Annotated in this window: 22 protein-coding genes; 8 read left to right on the top strand and 14 right to left on the bottom strand. The window is 64.8% G+C overall.

The window, feature by feature from the left end; genetic code table 11:
* Positions 1-205 (bottom strand): hypothetical protein (locus AC1MEQ_RS19210; RefSeq protein WP_479796347.1); only part of this gene is annotated, 205 nt, incomplete at its 3' end.
* 56 nt (positions 206-261) lie between these two features.
* A complete protein-coding gene (locus tag AC1MEQ_RS19205; RefSeq protein ID WP_479796346.1) occupies positions 262-528 on the bottom strand; it encodes a hypothetical protein in 267 nt (88 codons plus the stop codon).
* A gap of 189 nt (positions 529-717) precedes the next feature.
* Between AC1MEQ_RS19205 and AC1MEQ_RS19200 the strand changes: the two genes are divergently transcribed.
* Genes AC1MEQ_RS19200 through AC1MEQ_RS19185 form a run of 4 tightly spaced genes read left to right on the top strand, consistent with a single transcriptional unit; the run spans position 718 to position 4,000 of the window.
* Positions 718-1,113 carry a MobC family plasmid mobilization relaxosome protein gene (locus tag AC1MEQ_RS19200; protein WP_479796344.1) on the top strand — a complete coding sequence of 132 codons (396 nt, stop codon included), beginning with the start codon at positions 718-720 and terminating at the stop codon, positions 1,111-1,113.
* A complete protein-coding gene (locus AC1MEQ_RS19195; protein ID WP_479796342.1) occupies positions 1,110-2,459 on the top strand; it encodes a relaxase/mobilization nuclease domain-containing protein in 1,350 nt (449 codons plus the stop codon). Before AC1MEQ_RS19200 ends, AC1MEQ_RS19195 begins: the two co-directional genes overlap by 4 nt.
* A gap of 1 nt (position 2,460) precedes the next feature.
* Positions 2,461-2,775, top strand: a complete 315-nt coding sequence (locus tag AC1MEQ_RS19190) for a hypothetical protein (protein WP_479796340.1) — start codon at positions 2,461-2,463, stop codon at positions 2,773-2,775.
* Between the two features lie 40 nt (positions 2,776-2,815).
* A complete protein-coding gene (locus tag AC1MEQ_RS19185) occupies positions 2,816-4,000 on the top strand; it encodes a hypothetical protein (protein ID WP_479796338.1) in 1,185 nt (394 codons plus the stop codon).
* Positions 4,001-4,050: 50 nt separating this feature from the next.
* On the opposite strand, the gene AC1MEQ_RS19180 is transcribed toward AC1MEQ_RS19185, so the two are convergent.
* From AC1MEQ_RS19180 to AC1MEQ_RS19125, 12 genes are all read right to left on the bottom strand, one after another.
* The gene (locus AC1MEQ_RS19180) at positions 4,051-4,287 is read right to left on the bottom strand and encodes a hypothetical protein (RefSeq protein ID WP_479796336.1); all 237 of its coding nucleotides are present in this window, start codon (positions 4,285-4,287) and stop codon (positions 4,051-4,053) included.
* A gap of 46 nt (positions 4,288-4,333) precedes the next feature.
* Entirely contained in the window at positions 4,334-5,080 is a 747-nt protein-coding gene (locus AC1MEQ_RS19175) for a DUF4913 domain-containing protein (protein ID WP_479796335.1), read from the bottom strand.
* Entirely contained in the window at positions 5,080-6,906 is a 1,827-nt protein-coding gene (locus tag AC1MEQ_RS19170; RefSeq protein ID WP_479796333.1) for a type IV secretory system conjugative DNA transfer family protein, read from the bottom strand. The genes AC1MEQ_RS19175 and AC1MEQ_RS19170 overlap by 1 nt, the downstream gene beginning before the upstream one ends.
* 2 nt (positions 6,907-6,908) lie before the next feature.
* The gene (locus tag AC1MEQ_RS19165) at positions 6,909-8,375 is read right to left on the bottom strand and encodes an ATP-binding protein (RefSeq protein ID WP_479796331.1); all 1,467 of its coding nucleotides are present in this window, start codon (positions 8,373-8,375) and stop codon (positions 6,909-6,911) included.
* Positions 8,375-9,895, bottom strand: a complete 1,521-nt coding sequence (locus tag AC1MEQ_RS19160; protein ID WP_479796329.1) for an SCO6880 family protein — start codon at positions 9,893-9,895, stop codon at positions 8,375-8,377. The genes AC1MEQ_RS19165 and AC1MEQ_RS19160 overlap by 1 nt, the downstream gene beginning before the upstream one ends.
* Positions 9,892-11,391 (bottom strand): hypothetical protein, encoded by a 1,500-nt coding sequence (locus AC1MEQ_RS19155; protein ID WP_479796327.1) that lies wholly within the window; start codon positions 11,389-11,391, stop codon positions 9,892-9,894. Before AC1MEQ_RS19155 ends, AC1MEQ_RS19160 begins: the two co-directional genes overlap by 4 nt.
* Before the next feature lie 67 nt (positions 11,392-11,458).
* A complete protein-coding gene (locus AC1MEQ_RS19150; RefSeq protein ID WP_479796326.1) occupies positions 11,459-12,181 on the bottom strand; it encodes a DUF8175 domain-containg protein in 723 nt (240 codons plus the stop codon).
* Positions 12,182-12,200: 19 nt separating this feature from the next.
* Positions 12,201-12,485, bottom strand: coding sequence for a TrbC/VirB2 family protein (locus AC1MEQ_RS19145; protein ID WP_479796324.1), 285 nt, complete (start codon positions 12,483-12,485; stop codon positions 12,201-12,203).
* On the bottom strand, positions 12,482-13,072 hold the full coding sequence (locus AC1MEQ_RS19140) for a hypothetical protein (RefSeq protein ID WP_479796323.1): 591 nt from the start codon (positions 13,070-13,072) through the stop codon (positions 12,482-12,484). Before AC1MEQ_RS19140 ends, AC1MEQ_RS19145 begins: the two co-directional genes overlap by 4 nt.
* 5 nt (positions 13,073-13,077) lie before the next feature.
* The gene (locus tag AC1MEQ_RS19135; RefSeq protein WP_479796321.1) at positions 13,078-14,460 is read right to left on the bottom strand and encodes a MinD/ParA family ATP-binding protein; all 1,383 of its coding nucleotides are present in this window, start codon (positions 14,458-14,460) and stop codon (positions 13,078-13,080) included.
* Entirely contained in the window at positions 14,457-14,951 is a 495-nt protein-coding gene (locus AC1MEQ_RS19130; protein ID WP_479796319.1) for a hypothetical protein, read from the bottom strand. The genes AC1MEQ_RS19135 and AC1MEQ_RS19130 overlap by 4 nt, the downstream gene beginning before the upstream one ends.
* Entirely contained in the window at positions 14,951-16,051 is a 1,101-nt protein-coding gene (locus tag AC1MEQ_RS19125; protein ID WP_479796317.1) for a M23 family metallopeptidase, read from the bottom strand. Before AC1MEQ_RS19125 ends, AC1MEQ_RS19130 begins: the two co-directional genes overlap by 1 nt.
* 220 nt (positions 16,052-16,271) lie before the next feature.
* Between AC1MEQ_RS19125 and AC1MEQ_RS19120 the strand changes: the two genes are divergently transcribed.
* The 4 genes from AC1MEQ_RS19120 to AC1MEQ_RS19105 all read left to right on the top strand — a co-directional run bounded on the left by AC1MEQ_RS19120 (position 16,272) and on the right by AC1MEQ_RS19105 (position 18,981).
* Positions 16,272-16,595, top strand: a complete 324-nt coding sequence (locus AC1MEQ_RS19120; protein ID WP_479796315.1) for a helix-turn-helix domain-containing protein — start codon at positions 16,272-16,274, stop codon at positions 16,593-16,595.
* Between the two features lie 58 nt (positions 16,596-16,653).
* Positions 16,654-16,881 carry a hypothetical protein gene (locus AC1MEQ_RS19115; RefSeq protein ID WP_479796313.1) on the top strand — a complete coding sequence of 76 codons (228 nt, stop codon included), beginning with the start codon at positions 16,654-16,656 and terminating at the stop codon, positions 16,879-16,881.
* Positions 16,882-17,220: 339 nt separating this feature from the next.
* Positions 17,221-18,150, top strand: coding sequence for a hypothetical protein (locus AC1MEQ_RS19110; RefSeq protein ID WP_479796311.1), 930 nt, complete (start codon positions 17,221-17,223; stop codon positions 18,148-18,150).
* A gap of 60 nt (positions 18,151-18,210) precedes the next feature.
* Positions 18,211-18,981 (top strand): ParA family protein, encoded by a 771-nt coding sequence (locus AC1MEQ_RS19105; protein ID WP_479796310.1) that lies wholly within the window; start codon positions 18,211-18,213, stop codon positions 18,979-18,981.
* Positions 18,982-19,302: the final 321 nt, after the last annotated feature.

Here is a 19,302-nt window from a genome sequence, read left to right as displayed (position 1 = left end):
CATCCCAAGAAAACGGGAAGACGGAATCAGCACCAATGCTGATCGTCTGCCTGACCCGCGCGAGGAAGACGGCGGGGTCATCTGGAAGGCCATGCGCCCAGAAGTCGGCTACTTTGGATCCGAACGTGTCCAAGCTAAACCGCGAATAGAAGGGCTTCTTCTGGGGCGCATAGCTGGCAGGTTCGTCCGGGGAATTGGTTTCCATGTTGTCTCAACTTCCTTAGGCCAAGGTCAGTTCTGGAGTTCTAGTTCGTGCTCGGCTTATTGGGCGTTAGTTGACGTCGCCTTCGGGTTTAGCCGCCTCCGTGGGACCGCCTGTTGGTCGAGTCCAAGCTTCTTGAGCTCCTCGATGCTCCACCCGTCCTTGGTGGCACGGACGTAGGCCTTCTTGTCTTCCTTTTTCGCGTTGGCCAACTGGGTTTCCAGTTCGGTGACTCGTTGGCGTGCCTTGACGAGTTCGGTGACGGAGTCGATGCGCGAGTCCAGCAGCTGGCGCGCCTTGTCTTTGGTCGCTTCGATGTCGTTCATGCCTTCACCCTAACCCGGCAGGCCGCACGAGGCGAGAAAGGGGCGTCACGAAGGAAGAGGGGAGCAAGCTATACACTTAGGTTCCCTAAGTGGCTTGTCGGGCTGGACGCTGCGCGGCCGGTCCGGCACACTGGGAGTGTGGTCCCCGAGGTTCGGGGTCGCTGTGCTGGGCTGAAAGGCGGGACGGCAATGAGTGAACAGGGGCCGGGTGGTCGCATGTTTTCCCGTCGTCGTCGTGCCAACGTCGAGGGTGGTCGGCAGCACTTCCACAAGGTGAAGGTGACGCCGGAGGAGGAGGCGCAGCTGTTGCAGCTGGCCGAGGCGCAGGGGGTGACGATCCCGCGCCTGTTGGTCGAGTCGGCACTTGCCGGTGGGGCTTCGGAGACGCCGACCGAGCGCAAGCAGGTCATCGTGGAGTTGTTCGGTGTGCACCGGTTGCTGGCGAATGTCTCGAACAACGTGAACCAGCTCGCCCGCCATGCCAATGCCGGGGATGAGTTCCCCGCTGATGCGGCATCGGCCTTGGCCTACGTGCGCAAGCTGGCCTTCCACATCAACGATGTCGTGGACAGGCTTGCATCGTGATCCCCAACATCACCCGGGGAACCCGGATGCAGGGTCTGGTTTCCTACCTCGTTTCCGTTGATCCGGCGAAGACTTCCAACGTCCACGCGGACCCGCATCTGGTGGCCGGTAGCGCCGCGATCATGGCCTGGTACGACGACGGGATCCTGGGCCAGGACGACGCCAACGAGATCGCCGCGTTCCTGGACCAGCCGCGCAAGAGTCTGGGCGTTGAGGTCATGCGCCGCGATCCGCGCAGGAACGCGCCCAAGGGCGCGTCGGGCAAGCCGCAGCTGGTCAAGGCCGACGTGTGGCACTGCTCGTTGAGCGTCTCCGCTGGTGAGCGCGAGGTGACCGACCAGGAGTGGGGGGATATCGCCAACGAGTTCGTTGAGCGCATGGGCTTCACCGAGGCCAGCGGGAAGGCCGCCTGCCGGTGGGCGGCGGTCAACCACGGGACGAGCAAGAAGGGCAATCAGCACATCCATATTGCAGTGTCCTTGGTCCGTGAAGACGGGACCAAGGCATCCGTGCACATGGACCAGCCCCGGTCGCAGAAGATCTGCCGCGAGCTGGAGAAGGAACACGGGCTCGAGGAGCTGAATACCGTCCACGCGAGCCGCGGTTACGACCGCGCCGAACCACAGACCGCGAAGCGCCAGGAACGCGAGATGCACCGCACCTCACTGGAACGCAAGGTGCGTGCCGCGTCGACCGCCGCCAGCACCGAGGCGGACTTCGTGCGTGAGGGCCGCAACGCCGGTTTGCTGATGCGTCCGAGGTACGCGAAGAACACCATCGACGTGGTGATCGGCTATTCCGTTGCCGAGCGTCCACGCTGGGGCGAGCGCCCTATCTGGTTCGGCGGTGGGAAGCTGGCACGCGACCTCGGGCTGGGCCAGCTGCGCACCCAATGGCCAGACACCGCGCAGGACTCCCTGGACGCCGTTGCCGAGTGGAACGCGGCCGCACGGAACAAGCGCCAAGCCAAGCCCTCGAAGCCACGACTGACCACAGCCGGCATGTGGGAGGAGAACACCAGGAAGGCCAAGGAACTGGCCGACCGTCTGCAGGCCATCCCCTTGGGAGATCACGCGACGTGGGCCAAGGCTGCGCGGGAAAACCTCTGGTGTGTTCGCAGCGTGGTCCAACCAGGTGGAAAACGGTGCCGGCCCGTTGGCCAACACGGCTGCCGAACTGTCCAAGACGGCCCAGCTGCGGGACTACCGCCAGCACGGAAAGCCCGTGCAGCTGCCCTCGTTGGCCGGATCCACGATGCTGCTGTTGGCAGCAGGATCCAAGAGCAAGAGCGCAGCGCAGTCGGCCCTGCTGATCCAGCTCATGCGCACGTCGAAGGCCATCTTTGAAATGCAGAATGATTCCAGGCGGTACCGGGAGGCGCGGAACCTGCGTCGGGTGCTGACCACGGACCTGAACTCCTTCGCACAGCAAATGCCGCGCCCTGAACAGCTCCAGCCTGCGGGCCAGCAGGCTCCGGCGCAGGTCGCGGATAAGGACCTGCCTGAATCGATCAGGTTGATGCGCCGGGGGTCGCCAATACCGATCAACGAGGCCCTGGCCGAAACCAGGCGCGGAAGCGTCGTGCCGACCAAGACGGAACCGGCAAAGACCCGCCAGCCAACGATGCCTGGGCAGGACAAGGACCAGGACTACGGACGCTAAAACGAGCACCACCAACCGCAACTAGGAGTGTGAAGATCCCGTGAGTGAAGAAGGCGTTGAAGACGTTGTCGAGGGGCTGCTGCGGCAGTCCATGACGGCAGCCGCGCAGCTGGGCGAACAACTGGCCCGGGCCCGTCAGCAGTTCATGCGCAAGGCACAAGAGCGCAGCGAGCAGCAGAACATCGAAGCGCAGCGGACCATGGCGGCAGACCGTGCGGCGATGCGGGCCGTGGTGGTCCCGGCCAGCCAGGACGAATGGTGGAAGAGTGCCAAGCCCGAGCAGATCACCCACGCCCACCTGATGGCCGAGGCATGGAAGGACCATGCCCCCGAAGCCTTGGCCGCGTCGGAGAAGATCACCGCCGAGGTCAAGGCGCGGTACGGGATCGACACGTCTGACGTCCAAGGCGACGGGGACTATCTGCAGGGCATGATCCCTGTCTTCAATGACATCAAGCAGCGCGAGCGGGTCGCCAAGGAACATGCAGAGGCCATGGCGCTGGTGGCTGCGGCACAGGCAGAGGAAATCAAGAAGCGCGCCTCCGAGCTGCACGAGCAGATCGAACGCCACCAGGTGCCCCAGGACTACCTCGCCAACGAGGACCTGGTCACCGCTTTGCGCCAGGCCAAGGACACGGCCGGCACCGACGCGGCCCCGGACGCTGAACGTGCGGTGGCCGAGCGGATGCACCTGATCGAAAAGGACGGGGTGCAGGGGCCGAGCATCGAGGAGCTGCGCCAGGAAATCGGGCAGAACTACTCAGGCGTCGAGGATTCGCACTTCGCCGACGCGGCCTTCGTCGCCGCTGCCCGTGACTGGCACGAGGCCAAGACCCTGGCCGAAGGTGGCTTTGAAGCCCAGGGCAACACCGGGCTGCAAGGCCGCTACGAGAACGCGGAGAAGGAATTTTTCGCCCGTCTTGCCCCGATGGGCAAGGACATCGAGGACAAGGTCATGGCCGAGCAACCCGGCACGTCCTCTGCGTCGGAAGCCGAACCAGCCGCGCCGGCCTACGGCTCCAAGGAGCACTACGACGGGTTCGAGTCCTCCCTGAAGGGCAAGGCCAGCGAGGCGGACATCAAGGGCAGAATGGCAGCCGCACGAGGGCAGGCCACACACCCAAACACGGCGGCCAAAGCGCCGTCGAAGGCTCCCAAGGCCCGCAAGGCCAATACCGGGGCCAGCGTGGGCCGCGAGAAAGCCAACGACGGTCCATCGCGCTAGGACTCGTCCCCTCTCTCATGCTGCTGGCTGGAAATGTCAGATTTCTCCTGTCACCACAGTTCGTGCGGTGCACGCATACCGCGGATGACGAGATGGCGATCCGTTCGCGCCGTGGGGTCTGACGCATCGGGGGTCCACGAGGATGCCGGGTCGGTCAGGGTTTTGTCGACGAGCTCCTGCACGGTCATATCTGCAGAGACTTCCACCCCTGTTTCCTCGATGTAACTAGCGCCTTCCGGTCCATTCCTGCGAGTGATGCTGACAACTTGAAAGCTGGTGCTGGCCATGAGTTTTCCCCTTCTATCGGTGCTGCCAGCCTATCGGGCATGCGGCTCACCCTGCCCCTGCTACTGACGGGCCAGCCCAATATGGGTCCGGCGTGTCGGAGGCCTTGAGAAACCATCCCTCCGGTGCGATGTCGCAGGGGAAAGGTTCCGGGGCGTTGTGCCGGGTGGGACTGCAGGCATGGAATGGTCCCTTTTGGCTGAGCAGGACGGCCATGTGGATGTCGGCGTGGTCCTTCCACCACACGCTCATTCCCGTGGTCGGGTCCAGTCGCAGATGCTCCCATGCCCGCCACAAGGCGTCCATCCGGCTTACGGCCTCGGGGTGGAGGAACCATTGCCGGCACCATTTGCCGTTCTTCGTGTCCAGGATGCGGTTGTAGAGCGGGAGCAGCTGTTCATGCAGGAACTCCTCGGCAGTGTCGTAGAACGCCTGTGGTTCGTCCTCTGCTGCCGGGCCGGCGGCCCGGGACGAAGATCCTTCGCCTGCCGTTTTGCCTGCGGCCTGCTCCCGGGCTGCTGCCAGGGCGTCGGACGCTGATTCGACTTCTTCGACCGCGCGATCGCGTGCCCGCTCGCTTTGCGTCAGGGCCTCTGTGGCAGCGGCACGCAACCAGCCGGAGAGTTCCTGTTCGGACTTCTCCCGTGCAGCTGCCAAGGCCCCTTCGGCCTGTTCCAAGGCCACGTGGGCATCCTTGACCCGGGCCTCGGCAGTTGATAGCGCAGCCCCGGCCGGGGTTGTCTCGTCTTTCACGTCGGCGGTGTTTTCGTCGGTGAACATGTTCAGCTCGTCCATTACCGGGCATCCTTGCCTGCGGTGACCCACGGGTTCTCCGCCGCCGTGGGATCACTCGGACGTTCGGGCGCGGAGGTGCCGGCGTCGCGTTCCGCTGCCGGGGCACTCGATGGTGCGTACCGGCTGATCGACGCGTTGACCGCGTCCTTGTGTTCGGTCTTCCACCACGGCCGGGTCTTCACCAGGGTGGCCCGGGCGCCGGAGGCGAAGACCACGGCGCGGCCGCGTTCCATCTCCGTCAGGTCCGAGACGTCCAGAATGCGCTCCTTGCCTTCCTGGCGGGAGCTGCTGGAACCGCCCCGGCCGTTGGAGTGGGAGACGCTGTTGTAGGAGTAGTCCCCGATCAAATCCGAGAGGGTGCGCAGGAACCCGTCTTCCTTCACACCGCCCCCGTAGACGACGACGTTGGATGCCGACCAGATCTTCCGCATCCCCGGCTCGCCCCACAGCTCCACGCCCTGGGACCAGGACTGCAGGATGGCCATGACGATGATCCCGCGGGACCCATAATGGCTGAACAGATCCGGCAGGGCCGCCCAGCGCACGACGTTGGCCAGCTCATCCAGGGCAAAGACCGCAGGCACGGTCAGCCGGCCGCCCATGCGGGCCCCGCGTTCCTCCATGGCCTCGGCCACGGCCACCGTCAGGGCGGTGGTCAGCGGTGCCGCCGTGCCGACGCCTTCCATGGAGAGCACATACAGGGTCTCCATCGAGGTGGCGAAGGCGGTGGGGTCGAAGTGCTCGCGCCGGTCGGTGTCCACGCTGGCCCCGGGGGTGGGTGCGATCCAACGCAGGGTGTTGCGGGACTTGAGGCACTGGACCATCTTCTCGGCGGTGCCGAAGATCCCGTCCTTCTGCTTGTCGGCCAGGTTCATGGTCGATTGCAGGCCGGCGGCCTGCAGCTCGTAATCGTGCTCGTTGAGGATCTGGATGGCATCCGTGCAGTCCTGGCTCGTGATCCACAAGTACGCGTCCGTGATCGGCAGATTGCCGAGGGCGGCGGCGAGGAACAGGGAGGCGATCAGGTCCTCGGCCTTCGGCTCGAAATACGCATCCGTCTTCGCCCCGCTGCCACGGGAGGCGACGGCGAAGTGGTGGGTGAGTTTCGCGGCCTTTTCCTCATCGGTGACGTAGGACAGCGGGTTCCACCACCAAGTCGGTTCCTCCTGGGCGATCTTCTGCGGATCGAACACCCACACCTTCGCCGCCGCGGAGCGTGGTCCCCGGGTGGCGTCCACGACGTCGCGTTTGTTCGAGGTCGAGACCACGGCCCCCGGTGCGTTCAGGATGGCGGGGATCACCCTCGAGGCGGTCTTGCCCACGCGGGGTCCCCAGATGTCCAGGGAGAGGTCTTCCCATGACTGGTAGAACGCCTGGCCGCCGGCCACCACGTTGCCCACGAACACGCCGGGGTTTCCCACCACCCCGAGGCTCCTGGCCTTTTTGGTGGCTCCCTTGTGGCTGTAGGCGGCGATGTCGCGGCCCTTGCCCATGTACTGGGCGGCCTTGTCCACGCGCGGGCGCTTGCCCCCGGACTTGGACCGGGAAACCAACACGGCAACGGCTATCGCCACTGCGGCCAGGACCACGATCAGAGCTATGGCCACCATCGTGGACTGGCGTGGCCAAGCCACGCTGCCGTCGAGCAATCCACGGATCAGGTCCGACAATCCGGTCGGTGGTGCCGGTTTCCCGGCAAGCCGGTTGCCCAGCTGCAGGGCCACCCAGCCACCGCCAAAGACCAGCAGGACGATGCCGACCAACGCGAAGGGGGCCGCGACCTGGCCGGTGGTGCCGGTGGTGCCCTTGCGGTTCGGTGCGCTCATTCTCAGGCCACCTGTCCTTTCAGCTGCGTGGGCATCACGCTGCGTTCGTCGGTGATGTGCTTGGCCCGCTCGGTCGCGGTCAGGGTCATCTGCACGGCGATCCCGACGCGGCCGGGGATCTTCAGCAGGAACTTCCCCGCCCCGGGTGGGGGTAGCGGCCGGCCGTCGGCCGCACGTTCCTGCTTCCACGACGGGGGCGCGTTGAAACCGGCCACGGTGTCGATCTCGCGCTCGTTCAGGGGCACGACCTCGTTGAGGTCGTGCAGGTCCTCCCGGGTCAGGGCCATGGCTCCCAGGACGCCGGAGCGTTCGGTGAAGCCCTTGGCGGTGGCCTGGTCCTTTGGGTTGGGCAGGGCGAGGAAGTCCTTGGGCGAGTGGGTGATCTTCAGTTCCGAGACGCCCTTGCCACGGTTGGTGCGCCCGATGCGGTCCACCCGGTCGATGATGCCCTCGCAGGCTCGCATCGGATACCAGAACTCGTCCTGCATCGCGAAGTACCCGCCCCACCCAATGGACGGGTCGTGGCGGGAGAGCTCGTAGTGGGCGTCGATGGAGGAGAACCCGATGGTCCAGGTCGCCAACATCGCGGCCGAGAGCAGCTTGGTGTTCGATTCCGGGATCGAGGAGGTGTCGAAGCAGAACCCGCCCGGGTTGCCCACTTCCAGGCGCACGCTCTTGCGCCCGCCAACCAGGGACCCCATTTGCCCGGACATCACCGCCCGCAGCGAGAGGTGCAGCTGGCGGTATTCGGTGCTGAACTGCTCGGCGTCCTTGCAGACGGTGGCGGAGAGGACTTCGGGGGGTGGGTCCATGAATGCGGTGAGCAGGTCCCCCATCCAGGGTGTCTCGTTGCGGTTGATGACCGAGCGGACCAGTTCGGCCAGGGCGGCGTCCTCGCTGTCGCTCAGGGGCGTGCCTCGGCTGATCTGTACGACGAGGGAGACGAGGTCCACGGCCTTGCCGATGGCCTGCAGGCGCATCTCCTCCCCGAGCTGGCCGCCGATCTTGGCGGCGGCGTCGCCGAGTGCGCCGAGGTCGAGCAGGTTGATCCGGTCGGTGCTCTCGGGTCCGACGCGCACGACGTTGCCGCCCATGGCGGCCACGGCCTCGCCGTGCTCGTTCTTGATCGGGTCGAACACCGCCGGGGCTATGCCCCGGGCGGCCATGGAGTACATGAGGCGCTGGGACAGGGTGGACTTGCCGTTGCCGTTGAGGCCGAAGAGCATCATCGAGGGCGAGGAAATCAGGCCCGCCCGGTACCAGGTCTGCGGATCCCCGCACACGGCGGTGCCCACGTGCATGTCCCTACCCAGCGGGGTGCCGATGTTCGGGCGGGAGGTGCCGGCGGCGAACGGGTAGACCCCGGGCAGCTGCGCGGAGGTCGAGTACCACTGCGGCGGCTGCGGGATCTTCCCCCACCGTCCGCCCCCGAAGCCGGTCAGGCCACGGAGTGTCTTGAGGTGCTTCATCACAGGACTCCTTCAAGCCAGAGCGGGGTGGTGCTGTAGGTCCAGGGCAGCACTCCGAACGGCAGCGTGGTGTGGAAGGCGGCGGAGCCGGCGTGCTCGACGAAGCGGTAGGGCATCAGCAGCTGCCCCATCAGCGATTTGATCTGGTTCAGCGCATCCCGGTGAGCGGACTCGTTGGCCTCGAACGTCACCGTCACCATGAGCGAGAACAGGGATAGGCGGGCGCCTTGGGCGAGTTCCTGCTCGGTCTGCTCGGCGACCGCCTTGTTCTTCAGGTCGAAGGAGGTGGCGCGGCCCTTGCGGGTGCTCATCTTCCAATCCGCGGTGGTGACCAGCCGGTTGACCGTCCGCGCTGCGGTGCCCGGGTCCACGGGCCGGTACATGATCGCCACGCGCTTGCGCAGGAACTTTCCGTTGGGTCCGAAGAGCTGGTCGAAGGAGCGGGCGGTGATGTGTGATTCCGGGGGAACGGTCATCATCAGTGTCATGGAGGCCACCCCGTCGTGGAAGATGACCCGGCCGCGTGAGTCGTCGAGGAATTCCGGGCCTGCCTGGTCCCAGGAGCGGTTCATGCCGAGCCCGGAGAGGGCGTCGAGGGCCATTTCCTGGTCGCGGGCCGGCTGGTAGGCCAGCTGTGCGATTTCGGCCAGCTCGGCCTCCACCAAGGGCCGTGGTGCCCCGGCTCCGGCGCGTGCGAGCATCTGGGACTGCTGGGGCAGCCGGGCGGCGACCTCGGCCACGGCCGGGGTGATGTCCTTCTCCGTGGCCCCGAGCTCTTTCGCGTCCCACACCAGCGTCGAGTAAACATTCAGAACGGACGAGCGTGCGGGCAGGGTGCCGACCGCTTCATCCAGGACGTGTTTGGCGAACGCCGGGGCGTTTGGCGCGACGTCTTCGCGCACTGCCTGGCAGGTGCCGGCGGAGGACTCGGAGGCCGAGTCCACCACGATGGTGGCCCCGGACAGGCCGGGGTCCACGCTGAGGGAGGAGATCCAGGAACCGAAGTGGGCGACCTGGTTGTTGACCACTGATTGTTCCTGCATCGCGGCCCCGTCGGGGGTGCAGCCGAACACGGCCGCGATCTTGCCGGCCCGCTTGTGGTGCAGCAGCGTGTAGTCCCGGTTCAACCCGTCCACCCCGGACAGGGTGTCGACGTCGGTCAGGGCGCCGGGCAGGCGCTGGGTGGCCTCGCGGGGAAGGGTGGAGAACGGGCCGGTGACGTAGAACGACTCGCCGCGCCGGTTCCGCCCTGCTAGGGAGATCCGGTCGGTGACCTTCGTGGCGACCGTGGTCCCACCGAAACGGACCAGCCCCAAGACCACGATGAGGAACGTGGCCAGCAGGGTGAAACCGGCCAGGGCGTAGGCCTGTTGGACTAGGGCCAGCAGCACCAGCACCGCCCCGGTACCGGAAACCACCAGGGCGGCCAGGCTCATGCCGAACAACCCCGGCGCGGTGGGCCGCAGCCAGTTCCCGAACTTGTCTTGCGCGACCCTCTCATGTGCGGTGTTGTTGCTCATTCGCCGATCACGTCCTTTCCATCAGCATCCTTGGTCCCGTCGGCTATCGCCTGTCCCATCGACCGGGCGGCCGCACTACCGGCTTCCTTGGCCTTGGACGGTGACTTGTTGGTATTCGGTTGGGCGGGGGTGGCTTCCGGTGCGCTGGTCCCGCCGGCAGTACCGGACGGGCCAGCCGATTCCGGGGTTCCGGAATCGGCACTGGTTGACCCGCTGGAACCTACGCTGGTGCCCGGGGCGGAGCTGTCGGCCTCCACGGTCCCGGCAGCGGTGCCCCCAGCACCACTTGCCCCGCCATCGGCACCCACGGTCTCCGAGCCGGTACCCCCGGCAGCAGCATCGCCACCAACTGTGCCGGATCCGGTGGAACCGGCAGCACCGGCCCCATCGGCACTAGTGGTTTCCGCGCCGGTTCCCCCGGCAGTGGACTCGCCGCCTACGGTCCCGGAACCTGTTCCACCGGAGCCGCTGCCACCAGCCGGGGATCCTCCCCCGGAGTCGCCCGTGCCGGAATTACCCGTGGAGGGTGGCCCGGAGTTCCCGGTGCCCTTGGCGGTGGAAGTTCCGGTTGTCGAGGCGGCCTGGGTGGACTTGGCCGTTCCGGCGGTTTTCGCCGCCCCACCTGCGGCGGCACTGCCTCCACCGGAGAGAATGGCGGTGCCGGCCGCGACACCGGCCCCGACGAGTGCGGCACCGCCAGCCAGGGCCATGCCCCCGCCACCGGAACCGCCCATGGCGGACGTTCCCGGGGACACCAGGCGCATGATCGCTGGCAGGGCGACCACAGCCAAGACGATGAGAATCAGGCCGTTGATGACCCCGCCGATGCCGTCCTCACCGGACTTTGTTTTCCATGCGTAGGCGTAGACGATCGCGGCCACGGGCTTGTAGATGGTGAAGGCGATGATCCAGGTCGTGATCTTGGAGAACGCCTGTTCGGCCCCGCCGATCATCGAGGCAGCGGCCGCAACCGGCCACACTCCCACGAGCAGTGGCAGCAGGGCCGAGCGGACCAGCATGATGCCCCACTGGATGATGGTCGCAATGATGCCGAAGATCCCGGCAAGAATTGCCAGTCCCGGTGATGAGGCCACCAGGGCCGCCACGGGCAGCGACCCGCGCCCATCGACTGTGACCCCTGCACTGTCGAGGATCCATGTGGAGAACGCGTCGCCGCCGACCAGGATCACTTGCATCAGTCCTACGCCGGCAGTTGAAACCAGCACGACGGTGAACATGGATTTTATGACCTTCGCGGCCTTCTCGCCCCGGTGGTGGATCATGGTCCAGATCGCGGCGACCATGAGGCCGACGGTTGCCAGCAGGATGCTGATGACCTGCAGTTGGGCGGTGAGCCAGGAAACCGATCCGGCATCCAGATCCACCAGCAGGCCTACATCGAGCCAGGAGGTCAGAAAGCCCTTGGTGAGGCTGTCCCAGCCGCCCAACATGGCTTCTGCCAGGTTGCCCAAGGCCGAATCCGAGACTGCGCCCACGGCTCCATTGAGTATGTTGTCCCCGATGCACAGAGCTGCCTTCATCGGGTTATCACAGGTGTCTGCTTCAGGCACTCTTATCACCCCATGGAACGAAGTCGCCCTTGGCTGGCGTTACGGGTTGTCCCACGTATAACTCACCGTTGTCGAGCGGCTTGAGTTTCCAGTCGCCATCGACCCAGTGGAATGTCTCTGGAACACCTACATACCCTGTAGGGCTTTTGGGGTTAGCTACCACCAGAGTGATCTGGGCTTCATCCTGCGTGTAGGAATCAACAATGAATCCCGAAAAGGATTGCGGATCCGAGGAGGATTCATCCTCCCTGACTGCTTTTAGCTGGACCTCCTTTCCGGGCGAGTCCACGACATACAGTTCGACGGCCTGCGTTGCGTCTTGGGTATTTCCTTCTGCCATTAGTGTGAACCCCATCAGTGCGGCGCCGAGGGGTGAGCGGGCGAAGCAGACCCCGTATCCGTCCTTTTTCTGGGTGGGGCCGTAGGTGTCCGATACCGGCCAGGTCCACCCGTCGCGGGCTTCCCAGCGCAGGTCCTTGGGCATGTCCGGGGTTGCGGAGGTATCCCCTTCCGGGACATCGCATCCCTCCTTGGCCGCCGGGGTCGCTGCCGGGGAAGATCCCCCGGCAGCCGGTGCCTTGGGATCATCCTTGGCCGGGTTGGCGAAGATCAGAACAGCCATGCCGACAATGAGGACCAGGATGATGATCGAGGCCCACAAGGTGATCGTTTTCCTGCGCGGGGAGGTGCCCTGCTCGTTCATGTTTGCCGTCATGGCGGTTACCTGCCTTTGCCTAGAGTCCGAGGAAGATCGGGGCGATCACTCCGGCCAGGCCGAAGAGCACGGCACCGGCGATCCACCAGCCGACCTTGCCGATGAACTCGGCACCCTGGCCGTGGCGGTGGGAGAAGAAGCCGCCGATGGCCACGAACAGCAGGCCGATGACGGCGATGCCGCCACCGATGCCCTGGACCCAGAACACGACCGTGTCGATGGAGTTGGTCACCTCGGGGGGCAACGGCTTGGGTTCGGCCATGATGTTCGCGGCGTGGGCTGCATGGGTGGTGATGTTGTTCATTTGGTTTCCCTTTCGGTGTGGACGCCGTGGTTGGCCAGCGTCGTGGTGAGTTTGGTTAGTTCCTTCGCAGGAAGATCAGTGGGCGCGGTGTTCACTGCGCGTTTGAGTAGCAGCTCCGGCACCCAAGGGGTACGGGCCACCGGCAGTGCGCCGGCGAGGATCTTGAGTTCGTCGTTGATCCGACGAGGCGACCGGCCCGGGCCGGCGGCGACGACGAGGGCGGCGGTGAACGTCTCGGCACCATGGGTGGCCAGGGCGTTCTTCGCCGCAGTCACCCCGTCGAGGCTGGCCCGCAGGACCAGCACCGCTGCGCCGGTCTCCCGGTCGGTGTGCCAGGCGTTGATGTGTCCGGCGTCAGTGCCGCCGAGGATGCCCGCCCAGGCGGTTGCCCCGGCCCCACCGTGTGCGCCGACGAACACCGGGCGGTCCCGCCCTGTTGCGGTGCTCTCCTGGTTTTCCGTCGTGGTGTCCGGGGTGGTTGCGACTGGTGCCAGTGTGGGGATGGAGCGTGCTGCTTCCAGCCACGCGTTCACCGGCTGGGCAGGACGCACTTCGGCGTCCTGGCTGGTTTCGCGGTTCTGGTTCATGGTGTTCACAGTCCCCGCGCCACCGCTGCCGTGGCCCGCAGCCACGCCCGACGGGAGGCCTTGGTGAGGGCGTCGTGGACGATGCGCCCAGACTTCAAGGCAGGGTCGAACGGCACGGTGACGACCTCGCGGACATAGGGGCGGAAGCCCTCGGCAATGCGCTCGGCCACCGCGGCCTCTCCGGGCTGCCATTCTGAGACGATGACCACCGCGTTTTCGGCCAGCTGGGCGGCGTGTTCGTCGCGCTCGTGCAGGGCCTTGAGCAGCAGCAGGGCTGCCTCTGCACGGTCTTCCATGGTGGTGGTGGGAACCACGAGCTGGTTGGTCAGCCCGATCATCGCGGACCAGTCCGAGCCACGGTCAACGTTGCCCGAGTCCATGACGACCAGCCGGTAGTACTTCGCGGCCACCCGGTGGATGACCTCGACGTCCTCGCCGGTCATCACGTGGGTTCCAACCAGGCTGTCGTCCGAGCGCAGGACGTCGAACTTGTCGGCCGGCTGGTGGTGGACGTAGCGGGCCATGTGCCCGGAAACGGCCTCGGTGGAAAGCAGCGTCTCCGCGTTCTCGAGCACGTCGAGCACGGTGGATCCGTGGCCGCCTTGTTCGGTGCGCCAGCCCAAGGTTCCGACCTCGGGGTTGCCGTCGTAGGCGAGCACTCCCCCACCGCCGTGGCGGGCGAACGTGGCGGCAATGTTCTTCACGGTCGGTGTCTTGTTCGCCCCGCCTTTGCGGTTGGCGACCATGATCGTCCGTGTTCCGGCCCAGTGCTGGGACACGGCGGCTATGTCGGCGCGTTCGGAGATCTCGGCGGCCGAGGGGGCCACCCGGATCCCCACCGATGCCAGCCAGCCGCGGAAACCGGTGGTGGCCGGCTGCACGGCGGCCTGGGTGCTCAGGAAAGATTCGGCATCACGCAACGCCCGCCGGGTCGCCGGCCCTGCCTCAACCGGCGCTTGTGCTGCGTCGCCCGCCGCAGCGGGTTGGGCGGTCTGCACTGCTGCGGGAACGGCCTCGATCACCGGCTCCGGAGCCGGTTCCGGCTGGCGGGTGGGTGCCGGTGTGCTGTCCCCGGCTTCGGCTTCGGGTTCGACTTGGCGATCGGGTGAGATGAGCAGTCCGGTCAGCCCGTTCCCGTCCATCGTGGACACGCGCACGGGCCGGCCGTGTTCCCCGGCGACCTCGAACAGCCGGGTCATCAGCTGGGTGCGCAGCTGCCCGGGCTCGGCGGCGGTGAAGTTCTCCTCCTGCCCGTCGATGGTCAGCACGCCGGTGTTGTCGGTGTTGATGATCGCGCTGAGAACCGGTTTGGTTTGGATCAGGGACTGGTCAATGGCCATCAGGGGACTCTCTTTCATCGTGTCGGGATCGGTTCGGGGTTCGGTCATGGGGTGTATCCAGGGGCCGGGCCGGCGGGCTCGATGGCCTGGACCAGCCACGGTGCGCCGGCCTTGTCCTGGACCACGACGACCTGCCATGGCCCGTCGTTGGTCTTGAACCGCACGGTCACCACCTGGGGGTTGTGTTCGTCTTGGCTGGCCGTGGGGGCCGAGCCGATGTCATCGAATGGGACCCGGGCGGGGTCGGTGTATTGGGCCTCGTCCGCGTACTCGTCGGTCAGGTACGGCAGCAGGTCCGTGAACCAACGCCTCTCGGGGACCTCGGGGCGGGCGAACAAGGCCATGGCTTTGACCGCGACGACCTGCGGTTCTTCGTTGGCTGCCGGGCTGCCGGATGCCGGGGTGGATGCCACGGTGACTGGGGACGGTGCGGCGGCCTCATCCTTGGCGCCGAACAGCGAGCACCCCGACAGGACGAGGACGCAGGCGGTGGCCCCGACGGTTCGCAGGACCACGCTGGCCTGGTGGTTGGTGGGCATTAGAGGACTCCCTTGGCTTTGAGGATCGGGGTGGGGTCGATGACGTGCTTGAAAGTCGGCTTGTCCGCCGGGGTGCCGGGGCTTGCGACTTGGAAGTGCAGGTGCACGCCGGTGGAGTTGCCCGTGGTGCCCACGGTCCCCAGCGGGGTCCCGGCGGCCACGGTGTCCCCGGCTTTGACCTTCAGCGAGCCGTGGACCATGTGGTGGAACTCGAAGACCAGGCCGGGCTTGTCGGTCTGCTTGGCGATTACGTAGGTGCCGTAGTCGGCCTTCCAGCCCTGGCCTTGCTCGGCCACGGTGATCAACATGTCCGTGGGGGCCAGCACGTCGGTGCCGGGCCCCCCGGCGAGGTCCACGCCCCTGTGGTTGGTGGTGTTCACGTTGCAGGAGGCTCCGGCCGGGCATGCTCGCCCGCCGAAGCCGCTGGCGATCGTGGCCCCGGGCAGCGGGCTGGTCCACTCTCCGGATCCCAGCTCCCCGATGACCGCCGCAGCGGTGTCGGGGCATGTCCCGTTGGCGTCGATGTCCCCCAGATCCCCGGATGTCAGGGCCTTCACGATTGCCGCTGCAGGGGAACGGAACGGGGTGTAGTGGTTGGGGTCCGCGTTGCCCTGCACCCGGTGGATCGCCTCGGTCGGTTCCAGGTCCTGCCAGCCGTTAATGCGCTGCAGGGCCTTGAAGAAGTTGGTGGCGCTGGTGTGCGGGTCCATGCGGTCCTGGTAGGAGCCCCAGACGCCGTTAGACCGCTGCTGGAACAACCCCCGGGAGTCAGGCCCGGCGGTGTCGCCGTGGTCGACGATCTTCAGCGCTGATTCTCCGATGGCTGTCTGTACGCCGAGGATCTGCGCGGCGATGGGCAGTTTCAGGTCCGAGGCGGCACCCATGATCTGCGCGGCGTTTTCCAGCTGATCCACGGAGAACCCGGCAACCTGCTTGGTTCTGGCCGGGACGGTCGTTGGTTTGTCGGCATCTGCAGCGCAGCTACCTGTATCCGAAGCAGCGTCGTCCGCGCCGAGGAATAGGAGAACCACAATCAGTACAGGGGCTAGGAAGAGTACTGCTGCAGCAACGGCCAGGCTTCCGGTCTTTGAAATTTCCACTCATCCTCTCCTTGATATTGATCTATGAGTTACCAGCCGCAGCAGACATAAATACATTCGTTGGCAAACCAGTCCATTGTTTCGGAAACCAGCAGATCTTGTGTTGTCAAAATTTGACAGGCGTGTCTGACGTCAGTGAGCGTGGATCTCGATAGGACAAGACTAACATTAAGTGTTAGTCTCTGGACATGCACTTTCTCGGATGCGGCAAAATGAAGGGATGCCCCGCGATGCGAAAACCTCCGCCAGCCCCGCCGAATGGGCCGACGATGCCATGAAGGCCTTCGGAATGAATAGGGTGCGCGCTGAAATCATCAGATATCTGGCACGAAGCACCAGCGGAGCTACGTCAGGGCAAATAGCCAGAGACTTGGATGCGACATACCAGACGATTTTCAGGCATCTGAGAGACCTCGAGGACCAAGGCCTGGTCGAGTCGGACGGTGCCGACAATCGACACGGGCAACGCGTGGTGTACCAGCTCAACAAGCAGGAGCGGGACCGCGCGTTGGAAAATTATGCGAAGTACTTAAACGGGGAATGACGCACGACACGCCTAAAGCTTCCCGTATCTGCTGTAACAGTTAAGTGAGACTAAGGGCATGGCACTTCCAGGTAAGCCGGTAAGGCAACGCAAAAGTAAAGGTGAACGTCACCTGATTGGTGCGCGATTACCGATCGACGACGCGGTCAAGCTAGACGAAGTCACAGATGCACTCGGTGTCAGCGTGAGTCAGTACGTTGCTGACCTTCTGCACGAGCACCTGACCACCATTGACCTTGGAGCCATCAAATACCAAGAGGAGCTGCCGCTGAAGCACGCCTCATAACAATTAACTGAAGAAGGCCCGCACTAGGCGGGCCTTCAATCAAGTTTCCAAGCTATCCACTGAACATTCTTGGCGGGATGGAAGTGGATAGCTCCCACAAACACACCCTGAAGGCTGCTTGTGCTTGCCAGCTTACACTCTTTTTCTGCCCAACCACTAGATCCAGCACCCCACCATCGGCGTGTCTCCCGTCTCCGCGAGACCGACCGCGACGTCGTGCTCAAAGCCGTTCCCCACGGTGCCGTACGCGCCGCCCACGGCACCCATGTACAACACGCACTCCTCGCGCACCCCGAGTATGCCCGCTGCTACGCAGCCCGCCAACACACCCTCCGCACAGTGCTCGTCGTCCTGATCAACCGCGCCGACTACCAGTCCATGACCACGCGCCCCGGCTGGGACCACCTCTGCCAGGAAACCGGCAGAAGCCGGCGCACCATCGCCCGTGCCCTGGCCACCCTCAGAACCTGGGGCTTGATCGGCATCGTCGCCAGCGGCCGCACCGCCGCCTACGCCTCCCTGAACGAAGACGGCGAACGCACAAACGAAGCCGCCGTCTACGTCCTCTGCACCCCCTCACCCCTCACCCTTATCCCAACGCCCACCACGTCCGGTGTGGATGAAAATGGCACCCCTCCCGCCCTAGGCGGTTCTCACCTTAAGAACTTAAAGAAAACCCATACACGCGCGCACGAAAAAAACCTTGTCGGTGCGGCTACGCCGCCTAAACAAACTTCTGACGGCTACGCCGCCCCCACTCCCCCAACGCCATATCGTCCAGAACTACTCTGGCCGGCCCACAAGACGACAGCATCGAAGAAACAACGCCTCGCCGCCGCCTCGGAACTGCGCCGACGCGTATTCCTCCTCCGCCCCATGAGTAACAAAGACATCCGCGCTACCATCAGGGATTTCCTGGTCTGCGGTTGGACAGTCGCAGACCTCCACCACGCACTGGACCACCAACCCAACGGCCATCCCTGGCCCCACACCGGAGTACCCGCCGAGGCCAACGCCGCACGACTCCGCGGCTGGCTCCGCTACCGACTCAACGCCTGGCGCACCACCACCGGCGAGCCACTACGGTCCCGCGACCAACAACAATCCAACAAAGCCGCCGAACGACGCGCAGCAGCAGCCAAAGCCGCGCAAGAGGCCAAGAGGGCACTCGAAAACCGGGCGATGCGAATCGGACAGGATTCGCCCGCGAAACTTCGTGCATTGCAGTCGATCAGGACGATCCTTGGACCGGATGGAAACGGTAGCTGATTAACGCTACTGGCCTATCTTTCTTTCTTTCAATCTTTCTTTTAGGTATAGGATGAACACATGCAAACCATCATGGTCTATAGCGAATCCGGCGGAGTCTCGAAGACGACGACCGCGGTATCCCTCGCGATGCTCGCGGCCAGCCAGGGCTTGTCGGCTCTTTTGATCGACTTAGATCCCCGCGCGGCCGCCACAAAATGGACAGGCGCTGAACCGTCCGGCGAAGGTCTCCACGTGGGCGCCATTCTGGCCGATTCCGATCCAGAAGGCTGGGCCGAGGACCTCGCAGTGCAAAGTAGTTGGCACACATCCCTACGAATACTTCCGTCGGCCCGGTCTGTGTCCAATAGGGAAAAGGACAATGCGGATCACCTCGAAGTTCGCCTTCGTACATCCCTGATCGGCTGCACTGCAGACGTAGTCGTGATCGATTGCCCGAATAGACAAGGTGGCCCCCTCACCCAATCGGCACTGAACGCATCCGACACCGTTGTTTATGCGGCAAAGGCCAGCATTGACGGCATAGATGGATTCGAAGGGGCGCAGATGACGGTCCATAAGTTCCTAGAAAACCGCAAAAGATTAGGTGCCCCCGCTCAACTCCACGAAGCAGGAATTGTCGTTGGTGGCGTTAAGGACACAGTCATGCCCAGAGCAGTAGTTTCCGCCATCGACGAACTCCGGGAAACAGGGCTTCTTCTTACCCCACTCATACCCGAACGCACCATCGTCCAGGATGTCAGGCTATCCGGTGATTGGTATGGAAATTTTCGCAAGGGAACCCCCGTAGTCGATGCGTACACCGAGATAGCGAAGCAGGTCATCAAATGAGCCAGGAACTCCCCGACCGTCCGGAAAGAGGCCGTCGCCGGCCAAAGGCAGCACCCGATGAGAACATAGACCCCATCGATTCGCCGAGGCCCGTCGCGACTGATGCTGTGGCGCCTGCCGCACCACCAAAGATAGTTCGAGAGCCCTTCAATGCCAGGTTGGACCCACGAGTTATCGAGATGCTCCATCAGGCACGCTCTACTCACGGAATCAAGATTTACGAGGCCGTTGAGCAGGCCGTCAAAGCCCACTGGGGTTCTACCCGCGAGTAGAAGAAAGAAAGCTTTCATTCTTTCTTTCTGGGTCTGCAAACTACACCTA

The organism is Arthrobacter sp. ASL1, assembly GCF_056680475.1.
Note: the sequence above shows the minus strand (reverse complement) of the source record. Positions and strands in the feature narration are given on the sequence as shown.

What these genes read in the sequence shown, in the direction of transcription:
- AC1MEQ_RS19145 (WP_479796324.1), bottom strand. Translation starts at nt 12,485, where the DNA reads ATGAACAACATCACCACCCATGCAGCCCACGCCGCGAACATCATGGCC.
- AC1MEQ_RS19160 (WP_479796329.1), bottom strand. Translation starts at nt 9,895, where the DNA reads ATGAGCAACAACACCGCACATGAGAGGGTCGCGCAAGACAAGTTCGGG.
- AC1MEQ_RS19115 (WP_479796313.1), top strand. Translation starts at nt 16,654, where the DNA reads ATGGCACTTCCAGGTAAGCCGGTAAGGCAACGCAAAAGTAAAGGTGAA.
- AC1MEQ_RS19200 (WP_479796344.1), top strand. Translation starts at nt 718, where the DNA reads ATGAGTGAACAGGGGCCGGGTGGTCGCATGTTTTCCCGTCGTCGTCGT.
- AC1MEQ_RS19205 (WP_479796346.1), bottom strand. Translation starts at nt 528, where the DNA reads ATGAACGACATCGAAGCGACCAAAGACAAGGCGCGCCAGCTGCTGGAC.
- AC1MEQ_RS19150 (WP_479796326.1), bottom strand. Translation starts at nt 12,181, where the DNA reads ATGACGGCAAACATGAACGAGCAGGGCACCTCCCCGCGCAGGAAAACG.
- AC1MEQ_RS19130 (WP_479796319.1), bottom strand. Translation starts at nt 14,951, where the DNA reads ATGCCCACCAACCACCAGGCCAGCGTGGTCCTGCGAACCGTCGGGGCC.
- AC1MEQ_RS19105 (WP_479796310.1), top strand. Translation starts at nt 18,211, where the DNA reads ATGCAAACCATCATGGTCTATAGCGAATCCGGCGGAGTCTCGAAGACG.
- AC1MEQ_RS19140 (WP_479796323.1), bottom strand. Translation starts at nt 13,072, where the DNA reads ATGAACCAGAACCGCGAAACCAGCCAGGACGCCGAAGTGCGTCCTGCC.
- AC1MEQ_RS19175 (WP_479796335.1), bottom strand. Translation starts at nt 5,080, where the DNA reads ATGGACGAGCTGAACATGTTCACCGACGAAAACACCGCCGACGTGAAA.
- AC1MEQ_RS19170 (WP_479796333.1), bottom strand. Translation starts at nt 6,906, where the DNA reads ATGAGCGCACCGAACCGCAAGGGCACCACCGGCACCACCGGCCAGGTC.
- AC1MEQ_RS19165 (WP_479796331.1), bottom strand. Translation starts at nt 8,375, where the DNA reads ATGAAGCACCTCAAGACACTCCGTGGCCTGACCGGCTTCGGGGGCGGA.
- AC1MEQ_RS19135 (WP_479796321.1), bottom strand. Translation starts at nt 14,460, where the DNA reads ATGACCGAACCCCGAACCGATCCCGACACGATGAAAGAGAGTCCCCTG.
- AC1MEQ_RS19120 (WP_479796315.1), top strand. Translation starts at nt 16,272, where the DNA reads ATGCCCCGCGATGCGAAAACCTCCGCCAGCCCCGCCGAATGGGCCGAC.
- AC1MEQ_RS19190 (WP_479796340.1), top strand. Translation starts at nt 2,461, where the DNA reads ATGCAGAATGATTCCAGGCGGTACCGGGAGGCGCGGAACCTGCGTCGG.
- AC1MEQ_RS19180 (WP_479796336.1), bottom strand. Translation starts at nt 4,287, where the DNA reads ATGGCCAGCACCAGCTTTCAAGTTGTCAGCATCACTCGCAGGAATGGA.